This is a genomic window from Litorilituus lipolyticus (genome assembly GCF_006439335.1).
Taxonomy (GTDB): domain Bacteria; phylum Pseudomonadota; class Gammaproteobacteria; order Enterobacterales; family Alteromonadaceae; genus Colwellia; species Colwellia lipolytica.
The window spans coordinates 217,102-231,790 of sequence record NZ_SAWY01000036.1 but is presented as its reverse complement, the minus strand read 5'-3'; the positions used below and the strand labels follow the sequence as shown (position 1 = coordinate 231,790).

Sequence of the window (14,689 nt, the reverse complement as noted above, 5' to 3'; positions counted from 1 at the left end):
ATTGTGCTTAAGGGCTCATACTTCAATTTCAGCAAAATTAATAAAGGGGCTTAGTGCCCCTTTATTAATTGATTGATAGATATCCATTGAAAGGTATTTTGATATCGGCTTATTTCTAACGCTTAAATAGCTTACGCTCTAGTACAAAACCCATAATGCCACTGGCAAAAAGTAACACACCAATAATTTGTAGCCATGCATTTATTGGGCGAGGGACTTGACTACCTCCATGTCCATCTATGTAAAAAAGTCTTCTTCCACCTGTCACTTCGGTTTCAAAATCTCCGCCTCGATCTTCACTAGTTAAAATGCGTTTAATATCCGTACGTTTAGCCATAATCACTTTTTGTTTCTGCATTTGTTCCCTGTGTTCTCTAGGTTCAGAACTATCAATTAAGTCTCGCCAATTTTCAAATATATTGATTGGCTCGTCTGCTAAGACTATTCCTTCGGATACATATTCATAGCGTGTCTCGTTGAATAGTAGTTTACTAAAGCCGGTGTAAAATAAGGTTGTAGCAATCACAATGAGTAAACTCGATAAATAAAGCATATACCGTTGCTTTGCGATACTTTGCTCATTTTGTTGTTGATACAAGTGCTCTACATCAGCAATTGTCATTAAATTATCTTTAATATATTGCTGCTCTAATGGTTGAAGTAATTGTACTAACGTCACTGAAAAAGCATTGAGTAATTTTCTCAATACCTCATTAGAAGGCAGCGATTTATCGTTTTCTAATTTTGATAAATAAGACTGTTCAATACCGGCAAGTTCGGCCAGCTCAGGCTGGCTTAATCCTCGTTTGGCTCTTAAGCTTTTTAATTGATCACCTAAAGTCATTTTTCATCCTTTTTCTTTATATAACACGGCTTATGCTGGCTCGGGTTACTGTTATGAGTTATAGCTTATTGAGTGAAGCGCCGGCTGCTTCTTGTTAACCTAAGTTTGATTTAAAAGAAATATATTAAGTCAGGCTTAAGTTAAGTAAGGTTATTCTTGGTTATTCCTATATAAATAACTAGCTGAATATTGATGAATATTAAATGATATCTATGAATTTACTGGCTTTTGCTGGTTCAAGTATTGTTCGACACACCTTTGACAAATACAACGCTTGTTTTTAACACCCTCAGGTAATTGCTTAATTAAGCCTTCGGGTACAGGTAACACTTTGCACCAACAATCATTAATTGTAGCTACACGACAATGGTTTTCACACTGACATAAGGGACAAATATTTTCTTCTTGCATGTTCAAAACTCTTCCTTTCATCAAAGCTATAGAGAGCACATTGCCGATATTACAAGCGACTCATCATAATAGATTTCTAGAGTAAAAGAGTAGCTTTTATAGCAAAGTGTTCAAAATAGCATGCACTGAATGAAAGATTTTCTTACGGTAAAGGGTCTTTGCTTACGCGGTATTAAATTTACTTATGAAGTAACTGATACCAAAGATACTTTATACAACATGTACTCATTTATTGATTAGAGATTATATATGAACAAAATGCTTACCATTGCAGCAACATTATTACTTGCTGTGTTTGCTCAATGTCATGCTAGTGAAAAGAAAACCATAGAAATAGGGCCAAAAATTGGCGAAATAGCGCCTGAAATCATGGTTGTGGATGAAAATAATAAAAAACAAACCATTAAATCTTTATCACAAGAGAATGGCATGATCTTAGTGTTTTTCAGATCAGCTGACTGGTGTCCGTTTTGTAAACGTCATTTAATTGAGCTAAAAGCTTCAAGCGCTAAATTGAATAAATTAGGCTATGGTGTTGCTGCACTTTCTTATGATAGTACTGAAATATTGGCCCAGTTTTCTCAAGAACATCAATTGCCATATCCGTTATTATCAGATCAAAATATAACAACTATCAATGCTTATAAAATAAGAAATAAGCAATATAATCAAGGCGATAGTAATTATGGAATTCCATATCCGGGTATAGTTATCATCGATAACCAAGGCAAAGTAGTCGATAAGTACTTTTATCAAGGTTATAAACAGCGCGTTAATTTTGAAATGCTAGCAGAAAAGCTCGCAAAGTAAGTATGTATCCTAGCCTATAGTTAGCGATACAACTGACTTTCAACAAAAGCATCAATGAGTGACTGGTACAAGATATCAATAGTTGGCCTTTCACTCAAATGCTCAAATAATGAAGTATGCACTTTTGCTTTAACTAACTCTGATTTTCCACACTGTTGATAACACAAGTTTACTGGCTGGACGAGTTGTTCAAATAATACATCAATAAGGATGAAAGCTTGTGCTAAGACTATTTTTCCTCCGCCACTTTTTAACACAACTCGTTGAGCTGTACCCACCACTTTTTTACCTTGTATATTGAGATTATAGTCACCATCGCAATAGGAAAAGGGCGTTGCATGTGCTTGAGTTTTAACGCCCCATTTAGCAAAGAAAATGGTTAAAACCGCACATAAGTTTTCGTAGGCTTGCGTAATGGAATACGGCTTATCTTCATGCCATTGATAAAGATGAGATAAATTAATTACCCCTTGGCATTGAGGTACAGGCGCGCCACCTGTTTTGCGTGTATACAGCTTCCAGCCATTTTCTTTTAGAGCATTAATTAATTCTGGTGATTCAGGCCATTTTTTGCCTGCTGGCAACACCAGTGTAGGTTCATTGGCCTGCCAAAGCATTAAGCATTGATCGAGTTCCCCCTGTTGCAGCTGTTTTAGCAAAACACTTTCTTTGCTAAAGACCTGTTCAACAGAGCTTGCTTCAAACTGAAGTAACTTTTGCTTTTTTTTCATCATGTAATTAGCTTTAATAAACTCGATAACAAGGTCAATATTAAAGAAATGCGGTTAACTCAGCAACTGCAAGCTCAGGGTTTTCCGCTTTGGTTATTGCGGTTACCACAGCAATACTATCAACGCCGGTCGCTAAAACTTGTGGAGCTCTTTCAATATTAATACCACCAATAGCAACAACGGGAGTTTGTTTTTCTTGCTGTTCAGGTCTTAAACTTAATACTTGTGCTAAGTTGTTTAGCCCTTGTATTTGGCCGGTCATATCTTTGGTGGTGGTTGGAAAAATAGCACCTATGGCTAAATATGACGGCTGTAACTGTTGTGCTAACAAAAATTCATAACAACCATGAGTACTAATGCCCAAGCGAATGCCAGATTGTTGAATAGAGTGTAAATCTGCCTCAGCTAAGTCTTCTTGACCAATATGGACGCCATAAGCTCCGTACTTAATCGCCAACTGCCAATAGTCATTTATAAAGAGTCGGGTATCATAATCTTTGGCTAGTTCTACTGCTTCACTTATCACGTGCTCTAACTCGTCATCGGCTAAGTTTTTCACTCGCAGTTGAATGATTTCAAGGCCTAGTGGTAATAAACGCTTTAACCAATAGATAGAGTCGATGACGGGGTATAAGCCTAACTTTCTGCCGTTAAGGTTTAAGGAATTAAATGCGGGTAAATCTTGATATTGGCGAGATAGTTCCTCACTAACTTTTGGAAAATCAACGGCATTAGTTGGCCATGATAATGCTTCAAAGGCACCATAATATTGATGTTGCTTTGCTTGGCTCTGCTTAATCGAGGCTTGCAAGCCTTGGTTAATAAACGCTTTACTTAAGGTAAAGGCGTCACGTACTAAATAGCCTAGGGCTAAGAAGCTAGCAAAAGCCGTAGCAAAACTGCAGCCACCACCGTGACTATAGTGACTAGTTATCCTTTTTGATGATAATTGATAACTGATAGGCTGGTGAGTTTTGTCTTGATTGTCTTGTTTTAATTGGTTTAGCTGATAGTAACAATAATCAAGACACTGCTGTGGATTGTCATTATGACCGCCCTTCACAATTACCGCCTTAATATTGAATGCTTGATAAATCGCTTGTGCCAGTGCTGCTTGATGAGCACCATCAGTTAGTTGCACAAGGTTTTGTGCTTCCGCTAAATTTGGCGTGATGACATCCACTATATTAAGCAAAGGGCGGAGTTCAGCTCGCGAAAGTGAATGAAAATGACCGCCAACACTTGCTTGCCCAACAGGGTCATACACCACAATAAGTTCAGGTATTGTAAGTTTAATCTTTTTAATAACCTGTGTTAGCCAAATCACTTGCTCAACAATAGCCACTAAACCGATTTTGATGACCGACGGAGGTTTATCTTCAAGCAATACATCAAATTGTTGTTGCAAAATATCAATAGCAACAGGATTCACAGACAATAATTTCACTGAATTTTGAACAGTATTCGCGGTGATTAAATGGCATACCTCAACCCCTAATCCATGCCCTGTTTTAATATCTGCAGCAATACCCGCCCCACCAGAGCAGTCGCTACCTGAAATTGTCCAAATAATAGGTTTTTGCTTCATTTCATTTATCATTATATTTACTAACACGAATTGTTGCTGATTGACGCTGTATGATTCAATTTAGCGAAAAAAGCACGGAGTTGACGCTAGTCAATGAGTACTTTTGACAAATAAATTGCGCCATACAACAATAAGCAGCTCAATTCTTTAATTTTGGTGCCAGAAAGGTGTATCTAGAGTGGGCGTTGACGGATGCGCGGTTTGTCTTTGCTCCATAACACCAGCGACATAACCTTGCTCACCAGCTTTTAACGCTTGCGCAAAGGCTTTTGCCATCATGACCGGGTTATCAGCCAAGGCAACAGCACTATTTAACAATACTCCGTCATAGCCCATTTCCATAGCTAAACAAGCATCAGAGGGTTTGCCAATACCGGCATCTAGAATCAAAGTTGCTTCAGGTAATCTCAAACGAATCGTCTCAAGATTGTATGGGTTCATTAACCCTTTACCTGTACCTATGGGCGATGCCCACGGCATAATAACCTGACAACCTAAATCATATAAACGCTGACATAGCACTAGATCATCAGTGCAATAAGGTAAAACTTTAAAACCTTCTGCAATTAATTGCTCTGTCGCATTTAATAACTCAATAGGATCAGGCTGAAGGTTATAATCATCACCAATTACTTCAAGTTTAAGCCAATCGGTTTGAAATATTTCCCGACTCATTTTTGCCAGAGTCACTGCCTCTTTGGCGGTTTTGCAACCTGCAGTATTGGGTAATAAGTACCCTTTAGTTTGTTTAACAATTTCTTGCAGGTATTGCCAAATTTGTTGCCCTGCTTGCTCATTTGGGTTTTGTCTTTTTAATGACAAAGTCACAACTTGCGACTCACTCGCCAATATAGCTTGTTTCATCACTTGTGGTGATGGATATAAAGCACTACCTATAAGTAAGCGACTTGATAACTGTTCTCCATAAATTGTCAGCGACATTGACTTTACCCCCCTTGGATAGGTAATAACACATCGAGACTATCACCGTTATGTACCCTAGTGGTGTCATAATCTGCCTTTGAGACAAAATCACCATTTAGGGCAACGGCAAAGGTCGATTGCTGCGCAGTAATAAAATGAAGCTTTAAAGCAGCAGTCACGTTAATGCTGGCTTCATGTTCTATGGTAAAAGCTTGACCATTTATATGAATATTCATGAGATAAACTCTTCTGTCTTGCTGTGGTTTTCATGGAAATCAATGGGTAACCAATGATCATAAGGGCGAGGAGACAACTCACAATATTGCGCTTGCTTGCCTAAGCTTTGAAAACTTGCCCCTTGATGACTCACAAGTTCTTTAATAACAGCCATAACTTGCTCTAGCACAATCGGGGCAATTAAAAAGCCATGTCTAAATAAACCATTAACCTGTACAAGGTTCTGATTCACTCTGATACTCGGCTGATTATCATCAAATGCTGGTCTACACTGGCTTACATGTTGACGAATGTTTGCCTCAGCAAATCCGGGATGAACACTATACGCAGCACTTAATAGTTCCATCGCCGAGCGTACGGTCATTGGCGCATCATCATCACTTTCAATTTCCGTGGCACCGACGACATAAAAACCTTTTTGTTTCGGTGCAATATACAACTGATAACGCGGATGCATTAAGCGAATAGGCCGTGTTAAATGGACATTTGGCGCAAAAAGTTGAAATAACTCGCCGCGCACAGAACGTAAACCTTTTAACGGCGCACCTTGGTTAGTTGCCTTGGCGCTACTAGCTCCAGTACCGCGACAATCAATCACCAAATCAAATGACTGCTGTTGTATTTTACCGCCTTGTGCCAACCCTTCTGCTTGAGTGCAAGTTTGCTCTACATGTAAACGTTTAAAACTAAGCTGTTGTCCTACATCCGTTGCCGCTATCGCAGTTATTTCACATTCACTATGCCAATTAAACTGGTCTTGCTTAGCTTCTTGCTCAATTTGTTTTCTTAAGGCTATCAGTAAACGGCGGTTACCTAATTGCCCTTCTTCAGGTAAGAACAAGCCATTATTGAAGCTACGACCTAATTCTGGCTCTAACGCAAGTAATTGTTGGCGGTTTAATGACTGTACACTGTGCTGAGGATAGTTATTGGCAAGGTGTCGAACAAAGCGTTGATAGTCACCTTTATCTTGCTCATGACTAACCATTATTGCGCCCGCTTGTTGAAAAATAGTGTATTCATCAAGGCTGTTTAATAAATCTGGCCAGCATTTAATCGCGGCAAAACCCATTTCAACAATATTCGCTTCACAATGCAGTGACTCACCTAACGGCGTTAATAAGCCAGCCGCAGCATACGCAGCACTGTTATGGGCATCTTTTTTGTCTTTATCAAACAGCGTTATTTCAAAACTTTGGCTAAATTGTTTGCTTTCTCTTAATAAAGATAAAGCAATTAACCTTCCCATAAGTCCTGCACCAATGATGGCTATTTTCATATAACTCACTTGCCAATTGCCTCTGACAAACAGAGGCAACTACCTGATTATCTATGTGTTTAAGTTACTTAGCTGTGTGATAAATTTCACTGCCGGTAGCTTTGAACTCTTCAGACTTTTCTTGCATAGCTTTTTCAACATCAACCGCTGATGACAAGGTAACGGTTTCATCAAGCAATTTGATTTCTATTTCACCTTTATCAAGATCGGCCGCATAATCTCGTACTTCTTGTGAGATCTTCATTGAGCAGAATTTAGGGCCACACATAGAACAAAAATGAGCGACTTTACCTGACTCTTGAGGCAAGGTTTCATCGTGATACGCTCTGGCTGTTTCAGGGTCTAAACCAATATTGAATTGATCGTACCAACGAAACTCAAAACGTGCCTTACTCATGGCATTATCACGAATTTGTGCACCTGGATGACCTTTAGCTAAATCGCCTGCATGGGCAGCAATTTTATAAGTAATTAAGCCTTCTTTTACGTCTTCTTTGTTCGGTAAGCCTAAGTGTTCTTTCGGGGTAACATAACAAAGCATGGCACAGCCATACCAGCCAATGTTTGCCGCACCAATACCTGAAGTAATATGATCATAACCTGGAGCAATATCCGTCGTTAGTGGCCCTAAAGTGTAGAAAGGCGCTTCACCACAGTGCTCAAGTTGCTCTTCCATGTTGTCTTTGATCATATGAAGTGGCACATGGCCTGGGCCTTCAATGATAGTTTGTACATCATGCTTCCATGCAATTTTAGTTAATTCACCTAAAGTACGTAGCTCGGCAAATTGTGCTTCATCATTAGCATCAGCGACTGATCCTGGGCGTAAGCCGTCACCTAAAGAAAACGATACATCATATTTTTTCAGGATTTCACAAATGTCTTCAAAGTGAGTATATAAGAAGTTTTCTTTATGGTGCGCTAAACACCATTTAGCCATAATTGAACCACCACGCGAAACTATGCCTGTAACACGTTTAGCCGTCATAGGCACGTAACGTAATAACACGCCAGCATGAATAGTAAAGTAATCCACACCCTGCTCTGCTTGCTCAATTAACGTATCGCGAAAAACTTCCCACGTTAAATCTTCAGCAACACCATTAACTTTTTCTAGTGCTTGATAAATTGGCACGGTACCAATTGGCACGGGTGAATTACGTAAAATCCACTCACGTGTTTCATGAATGTTTCTGCCTGTTGATAAATCCATCACCGTATCAGCGCCCCACTTTGCTGACCACACTAACTTTTCAACCTCTTCTTCAATAGACGAAGTAACGGCAGAATTACCAATATTAGCGTTTACTTTAATTAAAAAGTTACGGCCAATAATCATTGGTTCACATTCTGGGTGGTTGATGTTAACAGGGATAATTGCTCGTCCGCGCGCTACTTCATCACGAACAAATTCAGGGGTAATTTGCTCAGGTATGCTAGCACCAAAAGATTGCCCTTTATGTTGCTGCAATAAAATTTCATCTTTAACTTGTTCTCGTTTTAAGTTTTCACGAATAGCAATATATTCCATCTCTGGGGTAATAATGCCTTGCTTGGCGTAATGCATTTGGGTGACATTTTTACCCTCTTTGGCGATACGCATTTTTGGCAAGTGTTCAAAGCGAATGTGGTCAATACCTTCATCTGCTAAACGCTGTTGCGCATATACAGAACTGTTTGATTGCAAGAATTCAACATCATCTCGTGCATCAATCCAGGTTTCACGTAAACGCGGAATGCCTTTATGCACATCAATATCAACGCCTTCATCAGTGTAAAAACCTGAAGTATCGTAAACACAAAGCGGTTCATTTTTCTCGTAGATAGGATTGTCTTTTGTGCCGCCAACTAAGGTGTCAGACAAAGTAATTTCGCGCATACCCACTTTGATATCGTGAATGCTACCCTTTACATAGATTTTTTTAGAATTTGGAAAAGATTGGTCTGATACGTTCTTTAGAAAAGCTTCTGCCGCTTCACGTTTTTCACGTCTTGTTTGTGGCTTGTTTTCAATATCGCTCATGGTCACTACCTGTTTTTAAAAGTGTTAAAATTTAAAAAAAAGGCGGAGCTGTTGACAAAAAGAGAGTAGCTTCATCAAGGAAAATGATGCTCTGTCTTGTTCCCTACGCAGATACTAATCTGTTCAGGTACTACGGATCCCGCTTACGCGATCTCAGCCTTTGGCACTCCGACAAGTTACTTTGTAACCATTATACTCACAGAGTTTTTCTCTGGGCTAGCTAACAAAGCATCGAGATTCTATCCTGAGCGAGTACAAATAGGCAAGCGATAAAAAAACTCTATTCTCTGTAACATAATGGTAATTTGATTTAGGATAGAATGAGTTTTATTTACATTATTACTTAGGCTAGACATGATCACGGTAATTTCTCCAGAATATTTTAAAACCATTCCATGGAAAAACGGTTTAGGTAGCACAACAGAGCTTGCCATTAGCCCAAACAGCACTTTAGCTGATTTCGACTGGCGTTTGAGTATTGCAACAGTAGCCAATAACGGTATGTTTTCTGATTTTTCTGGTTATGAAAGGAATCTAGTATTAATTGAGGGTAATGGCCTAACGTTAAAACATGATAGCGGCCAAGTTGATGAGCTCTCTCAATTACTTGATATTGCAAATTTTGATGGTGGTTGGAAAACAGATGGCTTATTAACTAACGGAACCATTAAAGATTTCAACATCATGGCAAAACAAGGGTGTTATCAATCAAATGTCTGTACATATGTAGCTAAACAAGTCGTTACCTTGGACCCTAAACGTAGCTCGTTATGTTTTGCATATAGCTTATCTGGAGAAATCCAAATTATACAGGGTGATCATAAATTATTCGCGCCAAAAGGCTTTTTATGTCGGATTGATAACCAAGAAAGTGCCAGTGAAAAAGATATTAACCTCATTGGTGAGCAAATGATTGTCATTGAATTAACTAAACACGAAGCAAAACGCTAATGACGATTTCAACACTAAAACAACAAAAAGTAACGCTATTATTTGTCGCCCTTGCCTGCACTTTTATCGTTTCAACATTGGTAAAACCATACCCATTTAGTTGGGCGGTAAAACTATTACCCATTATTTTGTTAATTGGCATAACATGGCAACAATTAACCCAGTTAAAAAAACAAGATAGCAACCTAAAAAAGCTGAGCTGTGCTAAGTATTTTCTCTTCGGTTTATTATGCTCATCTATGGGCGATTTCATTCTCGATTATAACCGAGAACAGTGGTTTATCTTTGGGCTGGGCGCTTTTTTCATTGCCCACTTATTTTATCTTAAAAGCTTAAGTCCATTCAAAAACAAACACACAACTAGCAAAACCACCATTATATTATTTGCATACGGCATGTTTGGCGCCATTATGTTTATCTTGCTAAAAGATGGCTTAGGCGAATTATTCATTCCTGTACTCGCCTATATGAGCGTTTTAATGTTAATGGCATTGGCTACTGTTTTTAGTGCTAAATCTAATGCTTGGTTAATTGCTGGCGGCATAAGTTTTGTTATTTCTGACTCGCTCATAGGTTTTGATAAGTTTACGGCTCAGCTTTGGCAAAGCCAACTTTGGGTGATGGCTAGCTATTATTTTGCCCAATTTGCCTTGGTTAAGGGATATATGAATAGTATCACTACATCACAAGATAGCAGCTTTAAATAAAGTGTCAGGTTATTTTACAATACGTTGAAAGATAGCCGTCGCACTGACAGAAAAAACAAACAAAAACAACAAATTAAATTTATGGCGCATTATGTGCTTTAGTGGAGCTGAGACTTCAAAAATAACATTATTTAGGTTTTTAATGAAAAAAATATTTTGCCTATTATTAGGCTTTCTAGCACTATCAGCTAACGCAACGCTTATTACGTTTGATGAACAAAATGAGCAATACTTTGTAAATAACATTGTTGAAGGTGATTATCTCTTTACCACTAATTTTAATGGTTTTGGTACCAACAATGATAATCTGTGGCCTTCTAACGGTACTATGCATTTAATGTCATGGATTAATGGTGGAAACTCATCTGGGTTTAACCTGACGAATACCGTTGCAGGCACTTTTAGCATTCAATCTTTTGATTTTGTTGGTGGTTATGTGAGAGGTAGTAATGCAGTAACATCATTAAGTGTTTCTGGTTGGTTAGATGGTGTTCTAATCAACACATTCAACTTTACTGCCGGTGTTGATTTTCAAAATGCCTCAAATTACACTACTTTAAGTACTGTATTTTCAAATATTGATACACTTCAAGTTGAAGCCATTGGTTCAAACAATAGAGCACAATTTGAAAATTTCATCGTTGGTGATGCTGTCTCAGTGCCTGAACCAGCAGGGGTTGCATTAATTGCATTTGGTCTAGTAGGTTTAAGCCTTTCTCGTAGAAAGAAAAAAGCCTAATTAAACACTATTTGCCGTAATGAAGCCTCGAATTTTCGAGGCTTTTTTGTTTCTAATTACAGGGTTATTATGTGCGGACGATTCAGTGTTCAAGGTAATATTGCTCCACAAGTCAGTGAAGCGTTTAATATTCCCTTTTCAGTTGAATCAAATGCTAATTTAAGCCCAAGCCAACAAGTTGCCACGGTTACCAAGTCACACTCTGGATTTGCTCAAACTAATTCTTTATGGGGTATAAAGCCTGATTGGTCTAAGAAATTACTCATCAATGCTCAAGCTGAAACTGCAGCGATAAAATCAACATTCAAGCACGCTTTTGAATCTCAGCGCTGCTTAGTACCCTGCAATGGCTGGTTTGAATGGCGCACAGAGGAGGGTAAAAAAGTTAAATATTTCTTTGAGCATGCGAATAAGTTACCGCTTTACATGGCGGGGATTTTATTCAAACAAGAACATAACGAATTAGTTACCTTAACTACTACTCCTAACCCTAAGTGTGCAGAATATCATAAACGCATGCCCGTTCTGGTTTACCCTGAAAATACAGATTATTGGTTTAATGCCACATCAGAGCAATTAACGCCGTTGCTTCTGCCAGTACACGAAGACGTAATCAAGGTATCTAAAGCCGAGTAAGCCGCTATTTTTAATCTATTGATATACCATAAGAATAGTATTTGCCTTACACTTTACCTATCATTTTTTATCAGCCCTTTTTTATGAATAACGACCGTTTTATTCCATTTAGAAAGCAAGATATTATCTCAATGTTAGCTCATGAGTTACCTGAAGAGCATAGCAAAGAGTCATTTCTTCAATTTTCTCAGCTACTTTCCAGTGTTATACACCATGACTATCACCAGTTACTAGACTCATTAAAATGCGATTATGCGCCCTTTGACCCTAACGCTGATACACGATCACTCACTTCGTATTCTTTAGCGGAGCGTAATGAATATAGAGCAAGTTTCGCGAATAACTTTGCAACGGTGCTAAACGCCGCCAATTTTGAAAAGATCACCGAACAAGACTTACAAGATGCATTAACCGAGGAGTCTTTATTTAAAGTCAGGTTAGAAGTCGATTTTGATGACTTTGAGCAAGTGGTTTTTTATCGTCGAGGTGAATCAAGAAAATCTGAAACATTAAGCTCTTTTTGGGGGCTGAGAAAACAAACGATTAATTTTACTCATTATGACCGTGTCGCCGTTTTTATTACCTTTAAAGATGACGAACATTTTAAACAAAAAGGTAAACCACCTTTTGGTTTTGAACCAAATTCAACCATAGTGAAACTTTTTCAAAATGTGCCAAAAGCTGATTTAGAAATGCTCTTTCCGAACAGCGAAGTACGAATGCGCCCCATCGATAAAGCGATAATTAGTGGCTCTGCTATTATCGGTGGTGCTGTGGTATTAGTGACAAAACTAGGTGCTTCAATACTCTTATTAGCAGCTTTACTCGCATTTTGGTTTGGCTGGCGAGAAGAATCTGTTGAAATGACACAACAGCACTTTATTTCCTTTGCCTTAGGTATGGGGGTGTTTGGTGGATTTATTTTTAAAGAATGGAGTAAATTTAAAAATCGTAAAATTAAATTTATGAAAGCTTTATCAGATAATCTCTACTTTAAAAATTTAGATAATAATGCAGGCGTTTTTCATACCTTAATTGATGCCGCTGAAGAAGAAGACTTCAAAGAAGCTATTATTGCCTATGCATTTCTCTTAAAGCAGCCTAATGGCCAGAGTGCTATAGAATTAGATAACGCGGTTGAACTATGGTTTCAAGAGAACTATCAATGCCAATTAGATTTTGAGATTTCAGACGCCTTAGAAAAACTCCAATCAATGCAGTTGGTAACCGTTGAAGGAGATTGCTATTCTGCTCTTTCATTAAAACAAGCTAAAATCACGCTTGATAGCTATTGGGATAATCTCTATCACTTTAAATGATCGTCAATAATGGCTACTGAGTTGGTAAATTAAAGCCAGTGCGAAAATATTGCTCGAACTCACTATCTGATGTGCCGATAGCTGCTTGGCGAAGTAAGTTATAGTAAGCTTCCGATTGATATAATGTGTCTAATACACGATTTAACTTCAGGATAAATCGTTTGTTTATGTCGTCTTGGTGACACATCACATGGCCGATTGCAAAAGGTGGCATACCTTTTATCGGGTAGCTGTATGGCATTTTGTCACCAATAAACTGCCAGTGACTATTTACATCGGCTGGGTAAGCTAACTTCACATCAAATCGACCATTCTTTAATTCTTTTAATTGGGCAAATACATCGGTTGATGCCTCAACAATATTTTTGGCGGGTAATTGTTCCAGCTCCTTCATTAATGGAGCACTATATAAGAGACTCGGGGTAATACCGATATTCAAATTTGATGCGGCAATAAAATTAGCTAACTCAATTTCTTGATGTACTTTTAATGGTTGCATTGAAAATAATCGTGCACCCGTATAAAGCGCAAATGGCTTTGAAAAATAGTGTTTTTCAGCACGCGTTACCGTATAAATTTTATTAGCAAAGCACTGTTGAGCAGTTAAAAGATTTTCAGAAGAGTGGCTATCTATTTTAACAAACTCAATATTAAACTGGGTTAATTGAGATAATATAAGCCGATATAATCCAGCCTCTAAAGAGTGAAGATTTTCAGCCCCTTTAGCTCTATGCAAGTTAGCGTCGTCTGTTTTTATAACTATGGTCGGTCGGTCTGCTTTGAAATTTTCAAAATCGGCATGTTGGTAATCTGCCCCATAAAGCTGTTTCAACTTACCTGAATTACGTAGTTCAAGCATTCGTGCATCATAAGTTTGGGCGAGTATATGACCTTTAGCATTGTCTTTAAATGCAATATAAATAGGCCTTGTGGGTAAAACTTCTAAGCTAGAGATTCTACTTCGAATTTCCGGCGTTAAATTATGCTCATAATCAATAAAGCTATCAATTCGACGATTTAGTAATAATCTAAACCCTTTCTCTTGCGAATCAACCAAATAACTCTTGTGTTGATAATTTATATATTTATTAAAATCATAACCATGCAGTAATGATAAAGTCTTGTTTTCAAAATCTGAGAGATGCTTAATGTCTTGACGTTGGCTAAGAAAAAAAGCTTTAACAGGGTAATCAATATCTAAATACCAGTGCGGAAAATAACCATAAGGTACATCCTCTCTCGCAACACCAATGACGAAATCATAATCTTCCTGCTCGAACAGCTTTGTCATTCTAGTGTATGAAGTAAATTTAAACTCTATTTCTTCGTTTTGATAAATGTCTTTGACGAGTTCAAGGTATATACCTGTCTCATCGGCATTGGTGTAGCCATCCCATACTGTTACCCCAACAACAATTTTAGCGTGTACAACATTACTATAGAGAATAATAATAAATGCCAGCAAAGTGTAATACATTAAATCGACTTCT

At 38.1% G+C, this 14,689-nt stretch carries 15 protein-coding genes and 1 riboswitch; of the genes, 6 read left to right on the top strand and 9 right to left on the bottom strand.

Annotated features, from left to right (window positions below; all coding sequences use genetic code 11):
* Positions 1–115: 115 nt before the first annotated feature.
* Together EPA86_RS14525 and EPA86_RS14520 are read right to left on the bottom strand one after the other, a co-directional pair.
* The gene (locus EPA86_RS14525; RefSeq protein WP_140604859.1) at positions 116–844 is read right to left on the bottom strand and encodes a helix-turn-helix domain-containing protein; all 729 of its coding nucleotides are present in this window, start codon (positions 842–844) and stop codon (positions 116–118) included.
* Between the two features lie 210 nt (positions 845–1,054).
* Entirely contained in the window at positions 1,055–1,255 is a 201-nt protein-coding gene (locus EPA86_RS14520) for a cysteine-rich CWC family protein (RefSeq protein WP_170309669.1), read from the bottom strand.
* Positions 1,256–1,504: 249 nt separating this feature from the next.
* Here EPA86_RS14520 and EPA86_RS14515 point away from each other — a divergent pair, with 249 nt between their 5' ends.
* Positions 1,505–2,065, top strand: a complete 561-nt coding sequence (locus EPA86_RS14515; RefSeq protein ID WP_140604855.1) for a peroxiredoxin family protein — start codon at positions 1,505–1,507, stop codon at positions 2,063–2,065.
* Positions 2,066–2,085: 20 nt separating this feature from the next.
* Here the strand turns inward: EPA86_RS14515 and EPA86_RS14510 are convergent, their stop codons facing one another.
* The 6 genes from EPA86_RS14510 to thiC form a co-directional block, all read right to left on the bottom strand.
* Positions 2,086–2,799: a lipoate--protein ligase family protein gene (locus EPA86_RS14510; protein ID WP_140604853.1), complete on the bottom strand. Its 714-nt coding sequence runs from the start codon at positions 2,797–2,799 to the stop codon at positions 2,086–2,088.
* Positions 2,800–2,836: 37 nt separating this feature from the next.
* Positions 2,837–4,384 carry a thiamine phosphate synthase gene (gene thiE / locus EPA86_RS14505; protein ID WP_140604851.1) on the bottom strand — a complete coding sequence of 516 codons (1,548 nt, stop codon included), beginning with the start codon at positions 4,382–4,384 and terminating at the stop codon, positions 2,837–2,839.
* A gap of 147 nt (positions 4,385–4,531) precedes the next feature.
* Positions 4,532–5,326 carry a thiazole synthase gene (locus tag EPA86_RS14500; RefSeq protein WP_140604849.1) on the bottom strand — a complete coding sequence of 265 codons (795 nt, stop codon included), beginning with the start codon at positions 5,324–5,326 and terminating at the stop codon, positions 4,532–4,534.
* A 5-nt stretch (positions 5,327–5,331) separates the two neighbouring features.
* Positions 5,332–5,544 carry a sulfur carrier protein ThiS gene (thiS, locus tag EPA86_RS14495; RefSeq protein ID WP_140604847.1) on the bottom strand — a complete coding sequence of 71 codons (213 nt, stop codon included), beginning with the start codon at positions 5,542–5,544 and terminating at the stop codon, positions 5,332–5,334.
* Entirely contained in the window at positions 5,541–6,824 is a 1,284-nt protein-coding gene (locus tag EPA86_RS14490; RefSeq protein ID WP_140604845.1) for an FAD-dependent oxidoreductase, read from the bottom strand. The genes thiS and EPA86_RS14490 overlap by 4 nt, the downstream gene beginning before the upstream one ends.
* A 64-nt stretch (positions 6,825–6,888) precedes the next feature.
* On the bottom strand, positions 6,889–8,847 hold the full coding sequence (gene thiC, locus EPA86_RS14485; protein WP_140604843.1) for a phosphomethylpyrimidine synthase ThiC: 1,959 nt from the start codon (positions 8,845–8,847) through the stop codon (positions 6,889–6,891).
* A gap of 83 nt (positions 8,848–8,930) precedes the next feature.
* A riboswitch (TPP riboswitch) is annotated at positions 8,931–9,028 on the bottom strand.
* A 173-nt stretch (positions 9,029–9,201) separates the two neighbouring features.
* Here thiC and EPA86_RS14480 point away from each other — a divergent pair.
* The 5 genes from EPA86_RS14480 (at position 9,202) to EPA86_RS14460 (ending at position 13,199) form a co-directional block, all read left to right on the top strand.
* Positions 9,202–9,798, top strand: coding sequence for a HutD/Ves family protein (locus tag EPA86_RS14480; protein ID WP_140604841.1), 597 nt, complete (start codon positions 9,202–9,204; stop codon positions 9,796–9,798).
* On the top strand, positions 9,798–10,505 hold the full coding sequence (locus tag EPA86_RS14475; protein ID WP_140604839.1) for a lysoplasmalogenase: 708 nt from the start codon (positions 9,798–9,800) through the stop codon (positions 10,503–10,505). Before EPA86_RS14480 ends, EPA86_RS14475 begins: the two co-directional genes overlap by 1 nt.
* A 142-nt stretch (positions 10,506–10,647) precedes the next feature.
* Entirely contained in the window at positions 10,648–11,244 is a 597-nt protein-coding gene (locus EPA86_RS14470) for a PEP-CTERM sorting domain-containing protein (RefSeq protein ID WP_170309668.1), read from the top strand.
* A 69-nt stretch (positions 11,245–11,313) separates the two neighbouring features.
* A complete protein-coding gene (locus EPA86_RS14465) occupies positions 11,314–11,880 on the top strand; it encodes an SOS response-associated peptidase (RefSeq protein WP_140604834.1) in 567 nt (188 codons plus the stop codon).
* A gap of 83 nt (positions 11,881–11,963) precedes the next feature.
* Positions 11,964–13,199, top strand: coding sequence for a TMEM143 family protein (locus EPA86_RS14460; protein WP_140604832.1), 1,236 nt, complete (start codon positions 11,964–11,966; stop codon positions 13,197–13,199).
* A 13-nt stretch (positions 13,200–13,212) separates the two neighbouring features.
* Here EPA86_RS14460 and EPA86_RS14455 read toward each other — a convergent pair whose 3' ends face one another.
* Positions 13,213–14,676 (bottom strand): substrate-binding periplasmic protein, encoded by a 1,464-nt coding sequence (locus tag EPA86_RS14455; RefSeq protein WP_140604830.1) that lies wholly within the window; start codon positions 14,674–14,676, stop codon positions 13,213–13,215.
* Positions 14,677–14,689: the final 13 nt, after the last annotated feature.